Annotated in this window: 17 protein-coding genes and 3 pseudogenes; 8 read left to right on the top strand and 12 right to left on the bottom strand. The window is 59.3% G+C overall.

Annotated elements, in window-relative coordinates; translation table 11 throughout:
- The first annotated feature begins 696 nt into the window (after positions 1 to 696).
- The 5 genes and pseudogenes from G3N59_RS25290 to G3N59_RS25270 all read left to right on the top strand — a co-directional run bounded on the left by G3N59_RS25290 (position 697) and on the right by G3N59_RS25270 (position 5,293).
- Entirely contained in the window at positions 697 to 1,284 is a 588-nt protein-coding gene (locus G3N59_RS25290; protein ID WP_205985549.1) for an HD domain-containing protein, read from the top strand.
- A gap of 317 nt (positions 1,285 to 1,601) precedes the next feature.
- Positions 1,602 to 3,038, top strand: coding sequence for an ISNCY family transposase (locus G3N59_RS25285; RefSeq protein WP_205985548.1), 1,437 nt, complete (start codon positions 1,602 to 1,604; stop codon positions 3,036 to 3,038).
- Positions 3,039 to 3,356: 318 nt separating this feature from the next.
- A pseudogene (locus tag G3N59_RS25280) lies at positions 3,357 to 3,621 on the top strand (DUF4158 domain-containing protein); the annotation flags it as partial.
- Positions 3,622 to 4,026: 405 nt separating this feature from the next.
- On the top strand, positions 4,027 to 4,563 hold the full coding sequence (locus G3N59_RS25275; protein ID WP_205985547.1) for an MFS transporter: 537 nt from the start codon (positions 4,027 to 4,029) through the stop codon (positions 4,561 to 4,563).
- 289 nt (positions 4,564 to 4,852) lie between these two features.
- Complete coding sequence (locus tag G3N59_RS25270; RefSeq protein ID WP_205985546.1) at positions 4,853 to 5,293, top strand: MaoC family dehydratase; 441 nt, start codon at positions 4,853 to 4,855, stop codon at positions 5,291 to 5,293.
- A gap of 291 nt (positions 5,294 to 5,584) precedes the next feature.
- On the opposite strand, the gene G3N59_RS25265 is transcribed toward G3N59_RS25270, so the two are convergent.
- Both G3N59_RS25265 and G3N59_RS25260 read right to left on the bottom strand, forming a co-directional pair.
- Positions 5,585 to 6,253: a response regulator transcription factor gene (locus tag G3N59_RS25265; RefSeq protein WP_205985545.1), complete on the bottom strand. Its 669-nt coding sequence runs from the start codon at positions 6,251 to 6,253 to the stop codon at positions 5,585 to 5,587.
- Positions 6,254 to 6,364: 111 nt separating this feature from the next.
- Positions 6,365 to 7,237 (bottom strand): annotated as a pseudogene (locus G3N59_RS25260) (IS3 family transposase); the annotation flags it as partial.
- A gap of 76 nt (positions 7,238 to 7,313) precedes the next feature.
- Between G3N59_RS25260 and G3N59_RS25255 the strand changes: the two are divergent.
- Positions 7,314 to 8,363 carry an IS110 family transposase gene (locus G3N59_RS25255; RefSeq protein ID WP_241024079.1) on the top strand — a complete coding sequence of 350 codons (1,050 nt, stop codon included), beginning with the start codon at positions 7,314 to 7,316 and terminating at the stop codon, positions 8,361 to 8,363.
- Between the two features lie 210 nt (positions 8,364 to 8,573).
- On the opposite strand, the pseudogene G3N59_RS25250 reads toward G3N59_RS25255, so the two are convergent.
- The 10 genes and pseudogenes from G3N59_RS25250 to G3N59_RS25205 all read right to left on the bottom strand — a co-directional run.
- Positions 8,574 to 8,927: pseudogene (locus G3N59_RS25250) on the bottom strand (transposase); the annotation flags it as partial.
- 132 nt (positions 8,928 to 9,059) lie between these two features.
- On the bottom strand, positions 9,060 to 9,971 hold the full coding sequence (locus G3N59_RS25245; RefSeq protein WP_205985544.1) for a LysR family transcriptional regulator: 912 nt from the start codon (positions 9,969 to 9,971) through the stop codon (positions 9,060 to 9,062).
- Positions 9,972 to 10,182: 211 nt separating this feature from the next.
- Positions 10,183 to 11,034, bottom strand: a complete 852-nt coding sequence (locus tag G3N59_RS25240) for a 3-hydroxybutyryl-CoA dehydrogenase (RefSeq protein ID WP_205985543.1) — start codon at positions 11,032 to 11,034, stop codon at positions 10,183 to 10,185.
- Positions 11,035 to 11,158: 124 nt separating this feature from the next.
- On the bottom strand, positions 11,159 to 12,970 hold the full coding sequence (locus G3N59_RS25235) for an acyl-CoA dehydrogenase (RefSeq protein WP_205985642.1): 1,812 nt from the start codon (positions 12,968 to 12,970) through the stop codon (positions 11,159 to 11,161).
- An 89-nt stretch (positions 12,971 to 13,059) separates the two neighbouring features.
- Positions 13,060 to 14,865, bottom strand: coding sequence for a methyl-accepting chemotaxis protein (locus G3N59_RS25230; protein ID WP_205985542.1), 1,806 nt, complete (start codon positions 14,863 to 14,865; stop codon positions 13,060 to 13,062).
- Positions 14,866 to 15,097: 232 nt separating this feature from the next.
- The gene (locus G3N59_RS25225; RefSeq protein ID WP_205985541.1) at positions 15,098 to 15,358 is read right to left on the bottom strand and encodes a hypothetical protein; all 261 of its coding nucleotides are present in this window, start codon (positions 15,356 to 15,358) and stop codon (positions 15,098 to 15,100) included.
- Between the two features lie 30 nt (positions 15,359 to 15,388).
- Positions 15,389 to 16,345, bottom strand: a complete 957-nt coding sequence (locus tag G3N59_RS25220) for an FAD-binding protein (RefSeq protein WP_205985540.1) — start codon at positions 16,343 to 16,345, stop codon at positions 15,389 to 15,391.
- A 12-nt stretch (positions 16,346 to 16,357) separates the two neighbouring features.
- Positions 16,358 to 17,107, bottom strand: coding sequence for an electron transfer flavoprotein subunit beta/FixA family protein (locus G3N59_RS25215; protein WP_205985539.1), 750 nt, complete (start codon positions 17,105 to 17,107; stop codon positions 16,358 to 16,360).
- Positions 17,108 to 17,391: 284 nt separating this feature from the next.
- The gene (locus tag G3N59_RS25210; RefSeq protein ID WP_241024077.1) at positions 17,392 to 20,847 is read right to left on the bottom strand and encodes an indolepyruvate ferredoxin oxidoreductase family protein; all 3,456 of its coding nucleotides are present in this window, start codon (positions 20,845 to 20,847) and stop codon (positions 17,392 to 17,394) included.
- A gap of 927 nt (positions 20,848 to 21,774) precedes the next feature.
- Positions 21,775 to 22,113 (bottom strand): hypothetical protein, encoded by a 339-nt coding sequence (locus G3N59_RS25205; RefSeq protein ID WP_205985537.1) that lies wholly within the window; start codon positions 22,111 to 22,113, stop codon positions 21,775 to 21,777.
- Positions 22,114 to 22,238: 125 nt separating this feature from the next.
- Here G3N59_RS25205 and G3N59_RS25200 point away from each other — a divergent pair, with 125 nt between their 5' ends.
- Positions 22,239 to 22,715 carry a transposase gene (locus G3N59_RS25200; protein ID WP_205985536.1) on the top strand — a complete coding sequence of 159 codons (477 nt, stop codon included), beginning with the start codon at positions 22,239 to 22,241 and terminating at the stop codon, positions 22,713 to 22,715.
- Positions 22,691 to 22,969: an IS66 family insertion sequence element accessory protein TnpB gene (gene tnpB / locus G3N59_RS25195; RefSeq protein WP_205985535.1), complete on the top strand. Its 279-nt coding sequence runs from the start codon at positions 22,691 to 22,693 to the stop codon at positions 22,967 to 22,969. The genes G3N59_RS25200 and tnpB overlap by 25 nt, the downstream gene beginning before the upstream one ends.
- Positions 22,970 to 23,072 lie beyond the last annotated feature (103 nt).

The raw sequence follows: 23,072 nt of genomic DNA, 5'->3' as shown, positions 1-23,072 counted from the left end.
GTCGCGATTCAAAGCTCATCAAGGGATTGAGCGGCGCCGCTCCGCGCGTACCTATCTTCATTCTGCCCAACAACGTCGCGCCGTCAGCTCAATTGCTGAGCGCTCACACGCGCATGCATCTAGTCGACTCGTTCGAGGATCTGGTCGTGCAATTGGATGAAATCGTTTCTGCCGAACCCACCCCACCCCACCGGCAGTCTCGCGTAGTACCACGCCGTACGCGAATCCGCCAAGCGTTACCGTCGCTTGCACGACCACGCGACCTGGATGGCAAACAACAGATCCAGGCCGCACGCGGATATCACTTACTTTGCGGCCAGCACGGCGTCGTCGCCAAGAAACTCTTTCAGCGTACGCGCGTTACGTTGACCTTGGTCTTCCCAATTGTTGATCTCTATACAAAGGACCGCCATTTGCGACCTTTGGATCGAAAGTGGTCACTGAAACCAGTTATGCACTAACGGCGGATTCTAAAGTTTCACCTGTCGTAGGTTAGTCTGCGAGCGGTCGTCAGCGCCAGCGATTTGGACTCGTTCTGCGAGTTGCCGCAGGCGCGAAGGCGTGAAGCATTGAGGCCGAATGGCCGTGACGACAAGGACGGCACGGGGCGCATCCCTAACGCCCGGCGGCGCATCAAGCCGGCTCACCCTAGCCGTTTTATACTCTCTCGGGAAAATTGAGTATCGAAAGATAGCCATGAACATCGAACACATCAAGGGGCGATTGGCCTTCTTGCAAGAAGCGGAAAAGCTCAAGAGCGTACTCCGCCGCGCGCACACCTCAACCGGCAGGACAGAAAGCACCGCCGAACATACATGGCGCCTGTGCCTAATGGCTATGACCTTCGAGGATGAGCTGGCCGGTATGGACATGCTCAAAATCCTGAAGATGTGCCTCGTCCACGACCTCGGCGAAGCCATCCACGGCGACATTCCCGCCGTCGTAAAAGGCGAACACCCTGACAAAAGCGAACAGGAGAAGGCCGATCTCCTATACCTGACGCGCTCACTTGATGAGCCGCATCGGGCAAGCATCCTGGCGCTCTGGCAGGAATACGAGGACGCGACCTCACTTGAAGCCAAGGCCGTCAAGGCGCTTGATAAGCTGGAAACCATCCTCCAGCACAACCAAGGGATCAATCCGCCCGACTTCGATTACGAATTTAATCTCTCCTACGGCCAGAAGCACACCAGCGCCGATCCGTTGTTTTCGCTGATGCGTAGCATCCTTGATGAAGGCACGCGCCAGAGAATCGCTCAACGCGGCGACAGCAACCCGACCTAGCGCAAGGTTACTGTCTCTAGCGGTACGGGCAGACGTCGTCCTGCTCAGATTTGATAAATGTCTGTCCGGACGAGCCTTCGCGCGCGTCCTAATTCGCAGATCGGAAACGGGGTTTTGGAGGCCGTTGATGCGTGGGGCGGCTGGCCGAAGGGCTGCTTTACTGCGCCCGATTTATGATTTTACATAATATAATTTATCGAATTGACTGGTGTAGCAGCAAAGTAGTAATGTCGTATCTGGGCAAAGTACAGATGTCGTACCTTGGTTCGCATTGAGGTGCATGCTGGCGCGGTTTTCACGGATGCGTGGAGCCGCCGATGACCTGCACCGGGATGATCACGATGAGCATGCGCGAGCTGGACCGTCTGAAGGTGATCGAGGCCGTCGCCGAAGCTCGGCTGATGCCCTGGCGGGCTGCCGAACGGTTGGGTATCAGCCGGCGTCAGGTCCAACGTCTGGTGCTGCGATTCCGTCAGTCCGGCGCGTGCGGACTGATCTCGCAACGCAGAGGCCATGTAGGCAATCACCAGCTGCCCGAAGGCCTGGCGCAGCGCGCGCTGGCCATCGTGCGCGAACGCTACGCCGATTTCGGCCCCACGCTGGCCGCCGAGAAGCTCGCCGAATGTCATGGCATCGTGCTGTCCAGGGAGACACTCAGGAAGCTCATGACGGACGCCGGGCTCTGGGTTCCGCGGGCGCAGCGACCGCCGAAGGTCTACCAGCCCCGGGCGCGTCGGGCCTGCCTGGGCGAACTGGTCCAGATCGACGGCAGCGACCACCGCTGGTTCGAGGACCGGGCGCCGGCGTGCACATTGCTGGTCTACGTCGATGACGCGACGAGCCGCCTGATGCACCTGCACTTCACGGCCACCGAATCGACCTTCAGCTACTTCGAGGCCACGCGGGCGTATCTGGAACGTCACGGCAAGCCGGTAGCGCTCTACAGCGACAAGGCGAGTGTGTTCCGCAGCGTCCGGGCTCACGAAACGGGCCGCAGCGTGACGCACTTCGGGCGCGCCATGTACGAGCTGAACATCGACACGTTCTGCGCCAACAGCAGCCCGGCCAAGGGCCGCGTGGAGCGCGCGCACCTGACGCTGCAGGACCGGCTCGTGAAGGAGCTGAGGCTGCGCGGCATCTGCACGCTGGCCGAAGCCAACGCGTATGCGCTGGCCTTCATGCAGCGCTACAACGCACGCTTTGCGAAGCCGCCGCGCAGCACGTTCAATGCGCACCGGCCGCTGCGGGCAGATGAGGATCTGGACACCCTGCTCACCTGGCGCGAAACGCGGCGCGTCACAAAGGCGCTGACGGTGCAGTACGACCGCGTGATGTACCTGCTCGACGACACGCCGGAGAACCGCAAACGCGTGCATCGTTACATCGAGGTCTGCGAATATCCGGACGGGCGCATCGAGATCCGCGCCGATGGCCAGGCGCTGCCGTACCGTGAGTATGACCGGCTCACCGAGGTGGATCAGGGCGCGGTGATCGAGCACAAGCGTCTCGCGCACGCGCTGCAGGTCGCGCAGGCCCTGCAGGCGCAGCGCGATGACCGGCGGGCCTCGGGGTCGCCCTCGCGCACGAACCAGGGCCAGCCCGTGCGGGCCGCGAAGCGGCGCCCAGGCACGAAGACGACGCGCGAGTTCACGCAGGCGGATATGGACGCGGTGATCGTGAAACTGGCGCAGGCCGCAAAGCCGGGTTCAAAACCGGATTCAAAACCGGGAAATCGGTCTGCGCAGCCCCGCTGAACGGGCATAAACGCCCTGTTGCTTCAACCCGTGTTCTTCAACAATGAGTGAACACAGAAACAGAGAAAGATGCGACATCTGTAAATGGCCAGCGGTACGACATTTCTATCTGGCCAAGACATAATTTTGGGTGATTACGTCAACTGCGATCAACCGACTCGTCTCCGTCAATGCTGACGTTATGTAAATTTTCGGACGTTGATCAGGTGCTTTCCTTCATCGCTGGGCTTCCATGCCGACATCCCGATTTCGACCGTGGCATCGATGATTTTGCGCCGCTACGCTTGACCGCTCTCGTCAACGACGCGGAGCAGCCGGATGGATCACTGGCGACTTGCATATCTCGGGATCAGGCAGGTGCCACGTGAATTGAGCGAATTCGATCTCAAAATTCCTCACGTTTTCAAAACGCGAACGGGCGTAGATCGATTCGCGCCGCACCGACCTTTACCGGTTGGCCATCGCGCGGCACATTGGTTTCCTGAGAATGATCGGTCCACCGTTTGATTCTTACCGGCAGATCCTAACCATCCTCTGGCGACATCTTCGCCAGCAGCTTGATGTCCAGCCGCCGGAAGTCGGACATTTCAGTCTAACTACGATGGCGAATCCTCTCAAGTCTTGAGAGTAATCCTGTCGCTTCGACCACCAGTCGCCACGCCGGAGACAACGCCTCCCATCGCTGGCCTGCCAGCGCTATCTGTTTATTGGAAAATTCCCAACGACCAGTCAGCAGACGGTTGAGTTGAAACGATATTTATACAGGGCCGCAAGACAAAGGCACGCCAGTCATAGCCGTGCCTAACCGGAGAAGTGCTCGAAACTCAAAGGGACCCCCAGTCGCCTATACCGCGCTGGCATAGGCGCGATATCAATTCGGTATTTGCGACCATTTTCTGACATCCATAAGCTGAGTCCAGCGCGTGTTACACCGCAGCAATCTGTTCGCCATTTGTCTAACCCACGACCTTCGATTCGAGGTAGTGCAATGGCCCCCCTTCAAAGAAGTAGAAGCGCAGCGCGTCATGGAGCGTACGCCCAAGACACCCGGCACCTGGCGGCGACGACGCGGGAGACGCCACTCCGGGTCATCGCTGCCACAATGGGATGTACGCTGGAGTGGTATGACTTCGCCATCCATGGCTATTTCGCGGTGGTCATATCGAGACTGTTCTTTCCAAATTTCTCGGAAGTTGTTTCGCTTCTCCTAAGTGTAGCGACCTTCGGCGTTGGTTTCGCGATGCGCCCAATTCTGGCGTTTGTGTTCGGGACAATTGCAGACCGACGAGGGCGCCGAATCGCACTCAGTTGGACCGTGAATACGATGGTCGTGGGGACGTTACTCATGGCGGTCACGCCGACCAATCCCAGCGTCGGCATTGTCGCTTCCGTCATAGTGGTATTTGCAGGGCTAATTCAAGGCTTTTCGGCTGGTGGAGAGATGGGCTCGGCCCTCTCCCACCTGGTTGAGTACGCTCAGCGTAAACGCAAGTTTCTCTTTGCGAGTTGCATGGCACATATATGACAGTACAGACGTCTGGGCGGCACTCACCGCTGTCACCTTTGAGGGAAGCGGCCTCGCGATATGCCTTCGCACATTTGTACAGGTCGAGCCCGGAGATTGCCTTGGACATCTGGCACAACCCTTTTAGGATAGCGCCCGAAGACACAAGCGGACGGTTCTGCCGCTCGACCAATGCTCGGGGCAAAGTTGAACTACGCTGCGGCCGCGCTTGTGCATGGCGCCACGCGATATCCAGAGTTCTCTCGACTACATCCCTGTCGGCAAGCATTGTAGGTTTCAAGGAGATGCGATGAACCAGATGAACGGATATGACTACGAGGACCTCGAGCCGGGGATGAGTGCGACATTCGCGAAGACCATCACTGAGGCCGACATTGTCTTGTTTGCAGCGGCGTCGGGCGATAACAACGCCATGCATATCAATGAGGAATTTGCACGTACCACGCAGTTCAAAGGAAGGATCGCGCACGGGATGCTCACCGCGAGCGTGATTTCGGCCGCAATCGCTGGCCGTCTCCCGGGCCCTGGGACGGTCTACCTCAGTCAGAACGTCCGGTTCCGCGCGCCCGTCAGGCCCGGCGACACGGTACTCGCTACGGTATCGATAACTGAAATGTTCCCGGACAAGCGACGCGTCTCCCTGTGCACAGTCTGCACCGTGAACGGAAAGGTTGTCGTCGATGGTGACGCCATTGTGATGCCCACCTCCGCAATCACGCGCGAGAAATAGTTCACGGGTCGCATAGTCCGGTCGGCAAGAGATGCAACCGGCCGGGAAACTCCATGGCGTCTTGTTCGGAATCCCGGCGAAATTGACAATTCCTGAAATTGAAACTGCGTTCATCGTCGATGCGAGGCGCCGGGCGATTAGGACTGCCCAGGTTGCCTCCGCCGCGCCGCAACACGCGCAAGTCCTGAGACGCTATTGGGAATTGCAGACCACACTACACGTTACAGCAGGCCGACCACAGACATAGAGAGTCCTCCTCTAGTGTTCCGAGTGAAGATCTCAACCTTCGCCCTATCCGATCCGATCGAGCCTGTAACCGTAGCCGTATATCGGCATCAGTCGATAGCCGTTCTCGGGCCGCAGTCCAAGCTTCGTGCGCACCATCGACACGTGCGTGTCCATTGAGCGCGAGGAAATGTCCGGGCCCTGTTTCCAGATCGCGTCGAGAATATGCGTGCGCGACAGCGGCTGGCTCATTTGCTTGAAAAGCAGCAGCGCAAGTTCGAACTCCTTGTGCGTCAGCGTGACGGCGTTGCCGCGCACAAAAACTCGCTCCGAGTCAGGCTCGAATTCGTAATCGCCGAACACTTCCCTCTCGGCCACGGGCTCACTCGGATTTTGGCTGCGTAACAGCATTTCAACGCGCGCGAGCGGCGCCCCTGCACTCAACGGTTCGACGAGCCAATCAGTGGCGGCGTGGTTCCAAGTATCGCCCGAGTTGGTCGTGAACAGGACATGTGGACGTTCGGCGAGATTCTGACGGAGCAAGCGCAGCACCTCGTCACCCCGCAGACCCGGTGCATGGCGATCCAGCACGAGCAGATCAAACGGCTGGCTGCGCAGCTGTCCGAAGAGTGCCTGAATGTCGTCGAATGCGTGACACGTGTGCCCCGCTGCTGACAACGTTCGGCACACCACGTCAGCTTGCGCTTGAGTTGCCTTCAGGACTGCAATTTTCATAGAGCCCTGCAACGCCAAATTGTTGTTTGCGTTCGATCTCACAAACCCGTCTCCGTGACGTCCGCCGGTGCGGCTGTAGTTGCCCCTGCAACCCAGGACATTCGGACACTGCTAGGTTGATGAGACCGCAGCGCGCCTGAACTCGCGAGGCGAGCGGTATTTCAGTGCTTTGTGCGGGTGGCGCTCATTGTATTGCTCGAAGGCAGCGGCCAGATGCGTGAGCGCCGTGGGCACATCGGGCTTGTCCATAAAGGCGACGTAGTCGTGCTTCATCGTTTTCACGAACCGCTCGGCTATTCCGTTGCTTTGCGGCGAGCGCACGGGTGTGGTCAACGGCTCCAGGCCCAGCTCGCGAGCGAAGCGGCGCGTGCGATGGTCGATATAGGCCGAACCATTGTCCGTCAGCCACTCGATGGGCTGTGCGGTCTGTGTGGCCCCGAACCGTTGCTCGACGGCGGCCAGCATTACATCGCGCACTACGTCACCGCTATGTCCGCCGGTCGTAGCCGCCCAGCTAATTGCTTCCCGGTCACAGCAGTCCAGCGCGAACGTTACACGAAGCGGTTGGCCATCGTCACATCGGAACTCGAAGCCATCCGAACACCAGCGCGTATCGCTGCGCTCCACGGCTACACGGCCGTCATGCCGCCGATTGTCCCGCCGCACGCCGGGACGACGCAACAGCAACTGGTGCTCGCGCATCACGCGATAGACCCTCTTGTGATTGACACACGGCGCGCCGCTCATCTCACGACTGCGTCGCAGTAGCGCCCAGATTCGCCGGTAGCCGTAGCTCGGCAGACCTGCCACATGCGCACGGATTTCGTCGAGCAGGCCCGTGTCATCGGGCATCCGTGCGCGGCGACCATCCTGCCAGCCACCATCGCGAACCTGCTTTACCGCCAAACCAGAGCGCGCCACGCCGAGAACTTCGCAGACCGTCTTCAATGGTCGTCCCCCGGCAGCAAGGGCGAGCGCGCAATCAGGTAATGGGATGGTCCGCTCCTCTCACCGGAGCATAATCGACGCTGACGCCGATCCTAACGCTTGGAGGTGTGTCATGAGTCAACGTAACACGAGTTCAGTCGCCCGCATGGGCATCGATATTGGCAAATCAGCGTTTCATGTCGTCGGTCTCGACGAAAAGGGAGCGCCCGTATTCAAGGGCCGCTTCAACCGCGAGCGGTTGCTGGAATTCCTCGCTCGTGCTTCTCCGGCAACGATTGGTATGGAGGCTTGTCCTGGGAGCAACTGGCTTGCGCGTAAGGCAATCGGCTTTGGGCATCAGGTTCGTATCGTCCCTGCGCAATTCGTCAAACCGTTCGTCAAGTCCAACAAGACCGATATCGTCGACGCAGAAGCGATAGCCGAAGCAATTTCTCGCCCGACTATGCGCTTTACACAACCAAAGACAGAGGCTCAACTCGATCTGCAAGCACTGCATCGAGTTCGCCAGCGCCTGGTGTCCAGCAAGACGGCCGTCATCAATCAGTCTCGCGCTTTCCTGCTTGAGTATGGCCTGACTATCGGCGTGGGACCTGCGTATTTTGTTCGAGATATGCCAAACATACTGTCCGACGAGACCAATGGCTTGACGACTGCCATGCGTGGACTTCTACAGGAATTATGGCAAGAGTATCGGTCGATCGAAGCGCGCCTGCTGCAAATGCGGCGCCAGATCGAAGCTATCGCTTCGGCCGACGATGTTGCAACGCGGCTTACCTCCATCCCCGGCATAGCTCATCTGACAGCAACCGCTATTACAGCTTTCTCTGGCACCGGGACCCAATTCAAATCCGGTCGCAATTTTGCTTCGTGGCTTGGGCTTGTTCCTCGTGAATTTTCTACAGGAGGAAAACAGAATCTGCTCGGAATTACGAAACGAGGCAACCCTTACCTTCGCAAGCTGTTGGTTCACGGTGCACGTGCATGTGTGCTGCATCTCGATCGGACCAAAGATCATCTAGGAATCTGGATCTCAGCAATGGAGGCAAAGGGGATACACCGGAACAAGGTCATTGTTGCGCTAGCGAACAAACTGGCACGTATCGCGTGGACCATTCTCACTCGAAAAGGAACGTTCTACCTACGGCAGCCAAGGGCCTTGTAGAAAGCCACACTCTCTTCAAAGTTTGCAGACGAGTAATTGATGGCGAAACGGAGCAACGGCGTTTGGTAAGCCCGGTTCAAAAAAGCGGCCTTCGTGGCCGGTCCAGGTTATTGGGAACCGAACGCGCATATTCCATCATGGCCTTGCTGCCAAAAGCGGCTGACTCGCGAGAGGCCGGATACATTTACGCAAACTGTCTCGCCTAAAAAAGCCCGCTTGCAAAACCGGAGCGGACCATACATTTTTTGAGCGGCCGCATTCCACGGCTTCTTTCAGGATTTCGACTTCCATAGTCTTTTTCCCGAGTAGTCGTTGCAGTTCCTTGATTTCCTTGATGGCGGCGGCCAGCTCGGATGCGGGCACAACAGATTCACCTGCCTTCACCGCCGCCAGACTGCCGTCCTGGTATTGCTTGCGCCAGCCGAACACCTGGTTCGGATTGACGCCGTGTCGTCGGGCCACTGCCGATACCGATGCGCCAGGGGCTAACGTCTCCTGCACGATGGCGTTTTTTTCCTGCGGGGTGCGCCGACGACGGCGCTCCGGCTCGGTCAGAATTTCGATGGGTTCCACGTAATGACTAGGCTTACTGTTTGGCACAAGACTATCCCTTATTTTAAGAGAGTCCTCCTGTCCTCTGTTGCGTGGGGCTACTCCAGCGGCAAAAATAATCCAATTAACTTCTAACTCACGACACTACGTTGACTCACTTCCTTCGGACATGACTGAGCGCGCCGCCTCGATGAAACGCGTCAACAGCCCGTTCGAATTGTCCAGCCTCCAGACCATCTCGAGTTCGAATGCCGTCCCGGCATCAGTCAGGGAGTAAACCGTCACCTTCTCCGACACCTGCATTCTGTAGGATTCCGGGACGATCGCACACGCTACGCCGGAAATCACGAGCCCCAAAATGGTCGACATATCCGCCACAGTATGCTTGATCGTCGGTAGAAAAGAGGCGCCGTGAAAGAGATTCGACACTGCATCAAACGACGACGGAGAGCACTCCCGCGGGAACATCATGAAAGATTCCCGACAGAAGGCTCGCAATGGATGGGCTCTATCCGTTGCATACCGGGCAGCGATCGATCTTGGCACAGCGACGGCCCATCGGTCGCGGAAAACGGTAAAGCCCTGAAACCCGGGGTCGAGCTTTGGTCGCCACGTCAAAATGCCGACATCGAGCCGCCCCAATCTGAGGTTTTCCAACTGTTCCACGGACATCTGGGGCTCGAGGTGGATTGTCAGTCCTGAGCCTAGGTCCGCTAGCCTATCGAATGTCTTCTGCAGGACGGGTAACCAGCTGTAGTTACTGACGACACCAACACGCAACTCGCCCGATAGCCCCAACTTGAAGTTCGACATCCGTTCCGTTAGATCGCGAACGGAGTCCAAGACACGCGTCGCACACGCAATGAGCTCTACGCCCGCCTCGGTCAGCGTTACGCCCCTTGTGTTGCGCAGAAAAAGAGCCGTTCCAATCCCCTCTTCGAGCGCGTGCATATGTCGTGACAGCGCCGGTTGCGCGATATGCAACCGACGAGACGCCGCTGCGACACTGCCTTCTTCTGCGATTGTTAGAAAGTAACGTAGCTGACGAAGGTCCATAGCATCACATTCGAGATCAAGACATGAAACCTTGGTGCATGCACACCACGGTAGCGCCAGCCAGTGCTGACTCGTCCTGAAACTTTGCTCGTCCCCCGTTTGATGATTCAGATGCACACAATGGCAATCAGTTTCGTATGGTTGGGGCCACTCCTCCTGTTGTGCTGCTCGACTCGGTGACGGGAGGCGAAGGCGATGGACGTACCGCCACTCAATCGTACTTATATACTCCATGTCCAGTCTTGCGGCCGAGCCGACCTGCGGTGACAAGTTCACGTAACAGCGGGGATGCACGATACTTCGAGTCGCCGAAATCCTTCAGATACACATCCATCACCGAAAGACGTACGTCGAGTCCAATCAGGTCTGCAAGGGCGAGCGGCCCAATCGGGTGATTAGCTCCAAGTTTCATTCCCTCGTCGATTTCTTCGGGCGTAGCAATGTTTTCCGCAAGCACTGAGAACGCCTCATTGAGCATCGGTACGAGAATGCGGTTTACCACAAAGCCGGGGGAGTTACGTACAACGATTGGTGACTTGCCGAGTCTTTCTGCGAGCTCGCGCGTGACCGACACGGTCGTATCGCTTGTCTGCAAACCACGGATCACTTCGACGAGCGGCAGCAACGGCACCGGATTGAAGAAGTGCATACCGACGAATCGCGCCGGATCGGCGAGGCTCGTGGCGAGCTTCGTGATCGAAATCGAGGATGTATTCGTCGCGAGGATCGCATCGTCTTTGGTTACGCTTTCGATCTGTTTGAGGATGCGCCCTTTCAGTTCCGCCTGCTCCGTGGCCGCTTCGATCACGATATCCGCGTTCGCGAAGTGCTGATAGTCGGTTGAAGTCACGATGCGCGCGAGCGCTGCCTCACGTGCCGATGCGTCGACCTTTCCCTTTTCAACGAGCCGCGCGAGGCTCCTGGACAGTGACGCTGTGCCCTTTTGCAGCGCCGCGTCGTCAATGTCCACCATCACCACGTCGAACCCCGCAACGGCGCAGACCTGCGCAATTCCGTTGCCCATTGTTCCCGCACCTACGATGCCTACCTTCTGGATTGCCATGCGCCTACCTGTAGAAAGTCAGATTCATTTCGACAACGCGCTGCATGCTTACCGCTTGTCTTCCAACCGACCCATAGAGATAGAGTCGAGGTTCCGCAACTACGCCTGTTGATATCGTGAGTATTCAGAACTGGTCCGGCGACAGGGCGAATAGCCCCTCGCCACTGCGCCCGCTGACGATCGACACTTCGAGTGCGAACACCTGTGGCAGGATGAAATCCGCATAAAAATGCGCTGTGGCAATCTTGGCGTCATAGAACGACAGATCGTCCTCGTGGTGGGTTACTGCTTCGATGAGCGCCCGAGCCATTTGCCATCCGCACAACACAATGCCCGCAAGCTTCAGATATGGGACGCTACCCGCAAATACCGCGCTCGGGTCGGTTCGCCCAGTCGCGACGACGAAGTCCACCACGCGTACGAAAGCGTCGCGCGCGTCCTTCAGACTGTGTCGCATCGCTTCAATCGCGCGCCGTGCGCTCTGTGGGGCATCTAGCGTAACCGACTCGAGCGCCGCGAGCGTGCGCTTCAAAGCCTCGGCAAGCTGCATTGCCACTGCACCGCCGTCGCGCAACGTCTTACGTCCAACCAGGTCGTTCGCCTGGATCGCTGTTGTGCCTTCATAGATCGTGAGGATGCGCGCGTCACGATAGAACTGCGCTGCACCGGTTTCTTCGATGAAGCCCATGCCGCCGTGCACCTGCACGCCAAGGCTCGCCACCTCGATCGACATTTCCGTGCTCCAGCCTTTCACGATCGGCACGAGGTATTCGTAGATAGCGGCGCTCGTCCTGCGAGCAGCGTCGTCTGGTGAGTGGTGCGCGAGGTCGGCGTGCATCGCGGCGACATACGCCAGCGCGCGGGCACCCTCGGTCAGTGCACGCATCGTCATGAGCATGCGGCGCACGTCCGGGTGCTGGATAATGGCGACAGGCCCCGCAGACGATCCGTCGACGGGACGGCTCTGCACGCGCTCTTTCGCGTAAGCGACGGCCATCTGATATGCGGCTTCCGAAACCGCGATGCCCTGCATGCCGACCGCGAACCGCGCCGAGTTCATCATGATGAACATATACTCGAGCCCGCGATTTTCTTCTCCGACGAGATAGCCGATCGCCCCGCCGTGATCGCCGAACTGCAGCACTGCCGTCGGACTCGCCTTGATGCCGAGCTTGTGCTCGATTGACACACAGTGCACGTCGTTGCGTTCGCCAAGACTGCCGTCCTCGTTGACCAGAAATTTCGGTACAAGGAAGAGAGAGATGCCCTTCACCCCGTCCGGGGCGTCGGGCGTGCGCGCGAGCACAAGGTGGACAATGTTCTCCGCCATGTCGTGCTCGCCGTACGTAATGAAGATCTTCGTGCCGGACACGCGATAGCGTCCTTCCCCGTCCGGTACGGCGCGAGAACGGACCATGGAAAGGTCAGAGCCGGCCTGTGGCTCCGTCAGGTTCATCGTGCCGGTCCATTCGGCAGCTATCAGCTTCGGCAGATAACGTGCCTTCAGATCGTCCGAACCGGCAGTCAGGAGCGCTTCAATCGCGCCGTCGGTCAGCATCGGGCACAGTGCAAATGAGAGATTCGCCGAATGCAGCATTTCGATGCATGGCGTCGCAATCAGCTTCGACAAGCCATGGCCGCCGAAATCGGCAGGATGCATTACCCCTTGCCAGCCCCCCTCCGCAAACTGCCGGAAAGCGTCCTTGAAACCGGGCGTCGTGGTCACGTCTCCGTCGCGCCACTCGCTCGGGTGGCGGTCGCCCTCAACGTTAAGCGGCGCGATGACGCCGCTCGCGAATTTCGCGGCCTCTTCAAGCACCGCATGCGCGGTGTCGAGAGTCGCTTCTTCAAAACCGCTCAGCCTGGCGGTTGCGTCGATGCTGGCAAGTTTGTCGAGGACGAAAACCATGTCCTTGATGGGTGCGGTGTAGTTCATCATTGTGTTCCTGAATGGAGTGTGTACGAGCAATGAATGGCGGCGAGTGATCTGCGGCTGTCAGGACGTGACCACCCGAGCGTCACTCCTCACGAAACCTTGAACTGGGCCACGGCATCGGCCAGTTCTGCCGCCTGCGTTTGTAGAGCGGAAGCTGCAGCAGCCGACTCTTCAACCAGCGCGGCGTTTTGCTGAACCATTTCATCGAGCTGCGAGACCGCGCGATTGATCTCATGAATGCCACGATTCTGTTCGTCCGCAGCATTCGAGATCTCGTTCATGATTGTCGTCACGTTCGAGATGCCCGACACGATGTCACTCATCGTCTGCCCTGCCTCGTTCACGTACGTCGAACCTGATGAAACGCTGGCGACGTTCGAGTCGATCAGCGCCTTGATTTCCTTAGCCGCCTGCGCGCTGCGCTGTGCCAGCGTGCGCACCTCACCCGCTACGACGGCAAAGCCACGCCCCCCGTCTCCCGCCCGCGCTGCTTCGACCGCTGCATTCAACGCGAGGATATTCGTTTGAAATGCGATGCTATCGACGACGCCGATTATTTCGCTGATCTTGTCCGACGCGCCTTCAATTTCGCTCATCGTCGACACGACGTTGGCGACGACGGAACTGCCGCGCATCGCTGACGTGCGCGCCGTCGAAACGGTCTGGTTGGCCTGAAGCGCGGCATTTGCCGCCTGCGCTACCGTCGATGCGATCTCTTCCATCGACGCCGCTGTCTCCTGCAGGTTGGCTGCCGCCATCTCCGTGCGTCGCGACAGGTCGTGATTGCCGGAAGCGATTTCGCTTGCTGCGTGGCGTACGGATTCGCTGGTGTCCTTGATGCGCCGGATCACTCCGTTTATCTTGCCGATGAACGAGTTGTATGCGCGCGCGATTTGCGCAACTTCATCCCGTCCACCATCCGGCAGGCGCTCGGTAAGATCCCCATCGCCCGATGCGATGGCTCCCATCGCATCTCGCACTCGAGCCAGTCCTCGAAAAGTCACACTAGTTACCGCACCGACGATCACTGTGGCGATAACAACGAGCACCGCGAGAGACAGAAGCGACACATGCAGCAGCGACTGAATGCCTGCGGTTGCTTCTGACTGGTCAAGGGCAACTACTGCAAGCCAGTCGGTGCCGGGTACCACCCGCGCGCGAATGAGCTTCGCGTTACCGTCGACATGCGCGACGAGTGGTACTGACTCGTCGTCGGCTGCGGAAGCAGCAAGGTCGCGCGTTGTCAGATCCGGCGCTAGTTCCGAGAGCGGCTTGAGCGTCAGCCTCTGGTCAGCGTAGGCAACGATACGTCCTTCCCGGTCTAGGAGCATTCCGAAGCTTGCAGGCGTCGGATGGATCGACTTCACATTCGTGACAACCGCCTCCATGGAAAGGTCGCCGGATACGACGCCACGCAAAGCTCCGTCGCGGAAAATCGGGACCGCGAATGTGACAACGAGATTGCCGGTGGCACTGTCGAGATAGGGTGGTGTGACAATGGCATGGTCCGCCGCTGCGGCCATGCGATACCAAGGGCGAACCGTCGGGTCATATCCAGAGGGAACACCTGTCGAATCGGAGAACCGTGCAGTCTTGTCGGCGTAACCAGCGTACACAGTGGTGAAGCCGCCGGCGAGGGCGATTTGCCTAAACATCGGGACAGGATCATTCCCGAGGGCGACGTCCTGAAGTGACGAAATCATCTTCGTCTTCGAGGCAACCCAATCCTCAATTCCGGTCTCGTGCCCGTTCAGGACGGCCGCCAGACTCTGATTGATTGCGTCGCGGTTGTAACGCCTTGCCACGGAATAGTTCAATACCGTGTTGATTACTAAGGCAACCGAAACAATGGCGACTGTCGCGATGAGTATCCTGAACCGGATCGATGTAATCATGCTACGATTTAAAATCGTGATAGAAGCGTGCTCTCTCCGTCACGCGGACTTTGCGACGCGCGCGCAGGGATAGCCAGCCCTTGGTTAAGGTGCAGACAATGATCCGCCATCAAGGCCGATTGGCGAGCACGCTCGATCGATCACGTCTGATCGCAGCGCCATCAGACCAACCGATGCATCGCTCGCACGTCAATCGTGTCAGGCGACGCCCCGCAATCATCGTGAATAGTGGTCAGATTGAACTGGCTAGTTGAGCCCCTTTTCGTTGACCTGAGAAGTAGCGCGTGCAAGCAATGCGGATAGCGCTGTCGAAGTCGGACTCGGTCGCCAGGTGTTTGTGGTCAACGCTGACCAGCCAACCTTGCGGCGATTTGCACCATCGTATCCGTCCTTCCTCATAGGCCTGACTAAACCAGCGCCACAACGACGCGTCTGCCTCGTTAGCCGAGTTGGCTGCCTCAGCACGTGTTCGCTCGAAGTTGGTCAGCGACATACGCCCTCCATCTCGTCAGATCATGTCAGTTCACTCTTGACAGTCAATTGCAGTTGCAAAGGCGGGGACCGCATTGAAGAGATCATCAACGAGACCAAAGTCGGCGACACTGAAAATGGGTGCCTCAGGATCCTTGTTGATAGCGACGATCACCTTCGAGTCTTTCATCCCCGCGAGATGCTGGATTGCACCCGAGATGCCTACCGCGATGTAGAGCTGTGGCGCGACGATCTTGCCGGTCTGCCCGACCTGATAGTCGTTCGGCACGTACCCTGCGTCGACGGCCGCGCGCGAGGCGCCCATTGCTGCGCCGAGCTTGTCGGCGAGTGGCTCCAGGACGTGCGCGTAGTTCTCGCCGCTGCCCAATCCGCGGCCACCCGACACGATAATCTTTGCTGACGTGAGTTCCGGGCGATCCAGCTTTGTCACTTCTCGGCTCACGAACTGTGAGACCCCAGCGTCCGCCGCGGATTCGATTTTCTCGATCGAGGCGCTGCCGCCCTCCACCGCAACAGGATCGAAGGCTGTTGCGCGAACCGTGATGACCTTGACCGGATCGACTGATTGCACGATTGCGATTGCGTTGCCCGCGTAGATCGGACGCTCGAACGTGTCGACGGAATCTACGGCAGTGATGTCACTGATCTGTGCAACATCGAGCTTCGCGGCGATGCGTGGCGCGATGTTCTTGCCATATGCGGTGGCAGGCGCGAGGATGTGCGAATACCCCTTCGCGATTTTCGACACCGTCGCCTCGACGTTTTCTGCGAGGCCGTCAGCGAGTTGAGGCGCGTCTGCGAGCAGTACCTTCGATACGCCTGCAATTTTTGCCGCCGCTTCCGCGGCTCCCATCGCGTCGTGCCCTGCGATCAGCACGTGGATCTGCTGATCGCCGAAGGATGATATGACTGCGCCAGCAGCCATTGTGTTCAGCGTGCCGGCCTTAATCGAGGCGTTGTTATGTTCAGCAATGACAAGGATCGTCATGGTCTCCTCCGTTTAGAGCACTTTGGCTTCGGTCTTGAGCTTATCGACCAGCGTTTTTACGTCCGGCACCCTCACGCCAGCCGAGCGCTTCGGCGGCTCGCTGACCTTCAGCGTCTTCAGGCGCGGAGCAATATCGACGTTCAGGCTTTCGGGCTTTACGGTGTCGAGCGGCTTCTTCTTGGCCTTCATGATGTTCGGAAGCGTGACGTAGCGCGGCTCGTTCAGGCGCAGGTCCGTCGTGACGACTGCCGGCAGCTTCAGCGACAGCGTTTCGGCACCGCCATCGACTTCGCGCGACACGGTCGCCTTGCCGTCGGCCACGGATACCTTCGATGCGAACGTGGCTTGCGGAAGATTCGCCAGCGCGGCGAGCATCTGGCCGGTCTGGTTCGAATCGTCGTCGATGGCCTGCTTTCCAAGCATGACGAGTTGCGGCTGCTCCCTGTCGAAAAGCGCCTTCAGAATCTTCGCGACTGCCAGCGGCTCAACGCTATCATTCGACTCAACGAGGATCGCGCAATCCGCGCCGATCGCCAGCGCTGCCCGCAGCGTTTCCTGCGCTTGCGCGACGCCAACGGAAATCACGACCACTTCGCTCGCAATGCCCGCCTCTTTCAGCCGCACCGCTTCCTCGACCGCAATTTCATCGAACGGGTTCATGGACATCTTGACTGCCGTCAGATCCACGCCCGAGTTATCGGACTTCACCCTTACCTTGACGTTGAAGTCGACTACCCGTTTAACTGCCACAAGTATCTTCATGTGGTGTGCTCCTCCGATATGAAGCAAGGGCGCGCCGGCACCCACGCGTATTTGCGCATCGGCATACGCCCTGCTTTTATGTTTTGACCAAACGCCCCGGCTGCTTCGGGTTCGCCTCGAAGCGGGCGTCCACCAGGCGTGGGGCCGGCATTTGATCTCATCAGGATTCGACGGAAACCGGGACCGCGCCGGGCGCGGTTCCGCCCCCCCAATCACCCCGTTCTTCGCCTTTGACCTGCTTCCGCAGAAACGCCCGACCGCAACGCGGACCGGGCCCTCCGCGGTTACGGAGTGACGCTTCTGACGAGTTTCCCGTCAAGCTCATCCCAACGCTTCAGCGCTGCATCCATCGCTTGCGCCTTCACATGTCCGAAGCCGCGCACATCCGCGGGCAACCGCGCGATCTGCTCCGCCAACGGAATGTCGACGTTTGCCGGAGAAGCCAGAAGTGACTCAACGAACTTGATGTAGCGGTCACGCCACGCGCGTTCCTGGCGGCGCTCCTCATTGCGGCCGAACGGATCGAGCGGCGTTTCACGGAGCCATTGCATGCGGGCGAGCGCCGCCATCGGCCAACGGATCCACTGACCGAACATGCGCTTGCGAACGTCCTTACCGGTGCCCAGCGTGGGCGGAGCGAGGTGATAGCTCAACCGGACTCCCTGGCCAAACTCCCGTTCGATTGACTTCCGGAAGGTCGTCGACACCAGCATGCGTGCGACTTCGTACTCGTCCTTGTAGGCCATCACGCGATAGAGTTGCGTCGCCAGCGTCATTGCCAGCTTCTCGGGCAAGGCGCGTTCTGCCTGTTCCAGCATCTTGCGATACCGGAGCGAGTACTTCGAATTCCAGTAGGTTTCCAGGCGCTGAGCGCGATCCTCGATAACTTCGGCGAGCGTCTTGGGCACGGCCTCGGACTCCGCTCCCGCCATGAGCGTCACAGCGAGTCGAGCGTCGCTCGCGAGATGACAGCCGATCCGGAAGGCCTCCTGGTTCTTCGCGACAGCCGTGCCGTTCAGTTCGATCGCTCGCTCGATGGTGCTACGTTCGAGCGCGATGCGTCCGGACTGCCATGCCATTCCGAGCAGCATCAGATTTGCGAAGATCGCATCACCCAGCACGCGCGCCGCGATGCGGGCGGCGGGCAGCGCCATCACCTGACCCTGCGCCGTCTTGCGCTCAAGGCGCGTCATCAGGTCGTTCACCGGCGCCGTCCAGTCGCGCGACTTGATGAACTCGGATGTCGGTGACGTGTCCTCGCTGACGATGACGAGCGCGGAATCGCGCAGCCTCGAGAGCGTTGCACTGCTTCCCGCAACGACTGCATCCGCACCAATGAGCAAATCACACTGATCGGCGGCGATCTTCGTTGCCGAAATTTCATCGTCGCTCGCGGCGAGCTGCACATACGAGTAAACCGTGCCACCCTTTTGTGCCATCCCGGCCATGTCCATCACGCGAACGGCCTTGCCTTCCAGGTGAGCCGCCATGCCGAGCAGCGCGCCAATGGTCACCACGCCCGTACCGCCCACGCCCCCGACGATGATGCGCAGCGGCGAGGTCAGGCTTGCCATGGCCGGCTTGGTCGGCCATCCTTCCGGCAGGGCGTCAAACTTTGCCGGCCGCTTCGTGTCGCGCGTATGGACGGTGACGAAACTCGGACAGAAACCCTCGACACACGAGAAGTCCTTGTTGCAACTGCTTTGATTGATGCGGCGTTTGATCCCAAGAGCTGTCTCGACCGGTTCGACAGACAGGCAGTTCGACTTTTTCGAACAGTCGCCACAACCTTCACAGATCTCCGAGTTAATGAAGGCGCGCTGCGGCGGATCCGGGTACTCCTTACGCTTGCGCCGACGGCGCTTCTCGCTGGCACAAGTCTGCGCATAGATGAGTGCCGACACGCCGGGCACCTGGCGCAGTTCGCGCTGCACGGCATCCAGCTCGTTCCGATGTCGGACCGTCACACCGGGGGCGAGGCCTTCGGTTTCGGTGATCAGTCCCGGCTCGTCACTCACGATGACCAGCTTGCCCACCCCTTCTGCTGCCAGCTGGCGCGTCATCTGGGCAACGCTGAGCTGGCCGTCGACGTGCTGCCCGCCCGTCATGCCGACCGCGTCGTTGTAGAGGATCTTGTAGGTGATGTTGACCTTCGCCGCGACTGCCTGGCGAATTGCCATGTAACCCGAGTGGAAATACGTGCCGTCCCCGAGGTTCGTGAACACATGGGGTTCCTTCGTGAAGGGCGCGGTCCCGACCCAGTTCGCGCCCTCCCCGCCCATGTGCGTGAAGGTCTCGGTACCACGGTCCATGGTCAGCGTCAGGAAGTGACAGCCGATACCGCCAAGGGCGCGACTGCCTTCCGGGACGACCGTCGACGAGTTGTGAGGGCAGCCGCTACAGAAATAGGCCTTGCGCTCGGCAATATCGATGATGCGGCGGGAGGCTTTCTCGGCCTGTTCGATGGCCTGAACCCGATTCTCGATCAGGCGCTTGATGTCTTCCGGAAGGGTGAACTTGAGCAGGCGCGCGGCCAGCATCTTTGCGATGGGCTCCGGCTGAAGTTCATAGTGCGTGATCAGCGGCGCTTCGTTTCGCGGCGTGCTCCATTCACCGTGCTGATCCGACGACTTGCCGATGACTCGCGGGCGCAGGTGATCCGGCAAGGCATACAGTTCGTCCTTGATCTGCGATTCAAGGACAGCGCGCTTCTCCTCGACGACGATCAGTTCCTGAAGTCCTGCAGCGAAGACCCGCAGTCCAGCGGGCTCGAGCGGCCAGATCATTCCGACCCGGAACAGGCGAAGGCCGATACGCTGCGCAGGTTCGCCTTCGAGACCGAGAAGTCTCAGCGCCTCGACCGTGTCGAGGTATCCCTTACCGCTCGCAGCGATGCCGATGCGGGCATTCGCACACGCCCATGTCACCTGGTTGATGGCGTTGGCCCGCGCATATGCAATCGCAGCCGGAAGCTTGTATCTGTAAAGCCGCTCTTCCTGGTCAAGCGAGCGATCAGGCCATCGGATATTCAATCCTCCCGGCGGCATCGGCGCATCGAGGGTCAGATTCGGCCGCACCCGTCCAAGACTCACGTCAACGGAGGCGGACGTTTCGACGATCTCGCTGACCAGTTTCATCGAGGTCCACAGGCCGGTGGCACGGGACATGGCGACCGAGTGCGCGCCGAAATCCAGAGTTTCCTGGAGCGACGTCGGATAGAAGATCGGTAGTCCGCATCCGATCATCACGAACTCTGACTGGTGCGGGATGCTCGATGATTTGCACGAGTGGTCATCGCCAAACAGTGCGACCACGCCGCCATGTTCAGCGGTGCCGGCAAGATTCGCATGCCTGAACACGTCGCCCGAGCGGTCAGCGCCCGGCCCCTTGCCATACCAATAGCCGACAACACCATCGAACTTTCCGCGCCCGGCCAGGTGTGCCTGTTGCGTGCCCCAGCACGCGGTGCCGGCCAGGTCTTCGTTGACGCCCGGTTGAAACACGATGTCGTGGGACTTGAGGTGCTTTCCCGCCTGCCAGAGCGACGTGTCGAACGAGCCGAGAGGCGAGCCACGATAGCCGGAAATGAATCCCGCGGTGCGAAGCCCATTCTGGGCATCACGACGTTGTTGGGAAAGCGCCATTCGCACCAGCGCCTGCATCCCATTCATGTAGGCGTGGCCCTCGTCGAGAAGGTACTTGTCGTCGAGTGAGATGGGCTGGGTTTCAGCTGGCTTCAACGGAATAACCTCTGAGTGTCTCATCGTAGTCTTCTGTCTTTTGTGGGTGCGCAGGCTGACAAAAGCTGGGCGGGGTGCAGCTGTGTGTCGCTGGTCACTTCGATCGCCGGCGTCAGATGAACGGACCGGCGGCCGGGATCCTAATTTCCGTCATCGACAGCAACGCCAATACCTCGTCGCCGTCGCCAATGCCGCGGAATTTCAGGCCTTGGATTGATTGTGTGACGTCACGCTGGACGCAACAATTCAACCTGGAGTAAATGATATTTACGTATCAGGTAACACGACCGCCGCAGTGCCTTCGGTTTCGAAAGATCGGTAGCGAATCACCCGTCGCCGCGGCTTTCAAGCGAACAGTCTCATCGGGTTTCGCGCCCCCCGCCTGGAGGGCACGGATGCGACGGAGAGAATAATCCGTCGTGAAGTCAATTTTCTACAAGCCCAAGCCTATTGGAATCTCTACGATAGCCTTGGCGCTCGCGCTTTAGAGAGTTGAGCAACTCGCATCGGTGGCGCCCTTCCCCGTGCTGTACCACTTGTTTAAAAAGGCATCCACGAGATGCCGACCACCGCTCGCCAGGGCCACAAGCCCTTTGGCAAGCGCCTTTGCGTTCTGTGAGTCCACGTCCATAGCGTGCTGGCGACCATCCAGCTATCCGCGTGTTTCTGCTCACCACGAATCCGCCGCTGGACGATGTGTGTTTCAGCGGGGCGGCGTAGATGCGCCGCAGCAAGATTCGCATCGGTCCATCAACCAGCGATCCCGACCCGCCAACACTCGCTACGTGTCGATGCGCCGCCGCGTGGCAACGCTGCAGCGGACGTACGGCAACGCTACCAGGCGCCGCTAACGTTCTATCGCATCGCCGACCTCGGCAACGGACCTGCCTTCGGATCGTGGCGCCTTGAGGTAGATCGCAATCGGACCTATCTCCCTGTACCGCTTCGCCTGCGAATCAGCCCCAGGAACGAACTGAATTCGCCTCCAGACCAGGGGGCCTTCGCGTCTCCGCTTGCCGCGACCGGCGTCGCCTCCGTCAGCGCGCCAACGCCGGTCATTTCAGTTTTCAGACGACAGCTAACCTGCAGTTGCTGGCGCGCGCTGATACGCTTCTCGAGCAGCTCAATATCAACTCCAATGCCATCGATGCGTCGAAGCTGGTCCTGAAAACTCGACCTGATTGAATCGGGGAGCATGTCAGCCGCCTCAGCCATACGCGCGCGGATTTCGGTCTGACCTGGCGCCGGGTCCGAATGAAATGACACGCCGAACTCATGCAGCAGTTCCCGGAGTTGATTGATCGTAAGCGGTCTATAAACCACGCCCTTCCCATGCACGGCTGATTCACAGAGGCTACGTGTCCATGTTCAACCAACGTGGACAGGTGTACATGAGCGAACAGGAAGAAGGGTTGCAGGGCCGTCTGGTCGTTGGTTCCAAGCGCGACGGACGGCGCAAATACGACGAGAGCGCGAAGCGCGAGCTGATACAGCAATGTCTCAAGCCGGGCGTATCGATCGCGCGCACTGCAATGGACCACGGTATCAACCCGAATCTCGTGCGGACCTGGATTTCGCAGTACCAGCGCGAGCAGGGCCGCGCCGGAGTTGCCGGGCTCGCGAGTGAGCCCGGCAGTCTGGCCCCGACCGAGATCGCTACCGTCGCACCGTCGGATGAGCCGGTGTTCGTCCAGCTCGAGACTCCTTTACTGTCGTCAGCCCCAGTCAAACCAACCGCGACGTACCTGTTGAACGTTGTATTGCCAAACGGCGTTCGTCTCGAGGTTGGGCCGGCAGCCGTGGAAGAACTGGAGAGGGTCGTCCAGATGCTCGGGAGGCTGCCGTGTTCCGGTTCGACGAAGGGTTGAAGGTGTATCTGTATCGCGAGCCGGTCGACTTCCGTATCGGTATCAACGGACTGTCGATCCTGGTCGAGCAGTCGATGCGCCTTAATCCGATGGCCTCGGCACTGTTCGTATTCGGCAACCGGCGCCGCGATCGCATCAAGATACTCGGCTGGGGCGGCAACGGATTCTGGTTGCTGCTCAAGCGACTCGAGGCGGATCGCTTCACCTGGCCATCGGGCACCGAGACTATCTTGTCAAACGCAATCTCAAGTTGATACAGCTTCGGACGCAAACGCAATCGTAATTTGATACACCCGCTCATGCGGTTAATGACTGGGGGCTGCCTCCTTCGAATTGCGTTTGCGTTTGATGTCGTCT

It is taken from the genome of Paraburkholderia sp. Ac-20340, assembly GCF_017104965.1.
Taxonomy (GTDB): Bacteria; Pseudomonadota; Gammaproteobacteria; order Burkholderiales; family Burkholderiaceae; genus Paraburkholderia.
Note: the sequence above shows the minus strand (reverse complement) of the source record. Positions and strands in the feature narration are given on the sequence as shown.

Bases quoted from the DNA above. Each gene is read 5' to 3' on its own strand.
- G3N59_RS25255 (WP_241024079.1), top strand. From the start codon at position 7,314: ATGAGTCAACGTAACACGAGTTCAGTCGCCCGCATGGGCATCGATATT.
- G3N59_RS25200 (WP_205985536.1), top strand. From the start codon at position 22,239: ATGAGCGAACAGGAAGAAGGGTTGCAGGGCCGTCTGGTCGTTGGTTCC.
- G3N59_RS25265 (WP_205985545.1), bottom strand. From the start codon at position 6,253: ATGAAAATTGCAGTCCTGAAGGCAACTCAAGCGCAAGCTGACGTGGTG.
- G3N59_RS25235 (WP_205985642.1), bottom strand. From the start codon at position 12,970: ATGAACTACACCGCACCCATCAAGGACATGGTTTTCGTCCTCGACAAA.
- G3N59_RS25275 (WP_205985547.1), top strand. From the start codon at position 4,027: ATGGCCCCCCTTCAAAGAAGTAGAAGCGCAGCGCGTCATGGAGCGTAC.
- G3N59_RS25245 (WP_205985544.1), bottom strand. From the start codon at position 9,971: ATGGACCTTCGTCAGCTACGTTACTTTCTAACAATCGCAGAAGAAGGC.
- G3N59_RS25270 (WP_205985546.1), top strand. From the start codon at position 4,853: ATGAACCAGATGAACGGATATGACTACGAGGACCTCGAGCCGGGGATG.
- G3N59_RS25215 (WP_205985539.1), bottom strand. From the start codon at position 17,107: ATGAAGATACTTGTGGCAGTTAAACGGGTAGTCGACTTCAACGTCAAG.
- G3N59_RS25285 (WP_205985548.1), top strand. From the start codon at position 1,602: ATGACCTGCACCGGGATGATCACGATGAGCATGCGCGAGCTGGACCGT.
- G3N59_RS25290 (WP_205985549.1), top strand. From the start codon at position 697: ATGAACATCGAACACATCAAGGGGCGATTGGCCTTCTTGCAAGAAGCG.
- G3N59_RS25240 (WP_205985543.1), bottom strand. From the start codon at position 11,034: ATGGCAATCCAGAAGGTAGGCATCGTAGGTGCGGGAACAATGGGCAAC.
- G3N59_RS25225 (WP_205985541.1), bottom strand. From the start codon at position 15,358: ATGTCGCTGACCAACTTCGAGCGAACACGTGCTGAGGCAGCCAACTCG.
- G3N59_RS25230 (WP_205985542.1), bottom strand. From the start codon at position 14,865: ATGATTACATCGATCCGGTTCAGGATACTCATCGCGACAGTCGCCATT.
- G3N59_RS25220 (WP_205985540.1), bottom strand. From the start codon at position 16,345: ATGACGATCCTTGTCATTGCTGAACATAACAACGCCTCGATTAAGGCC.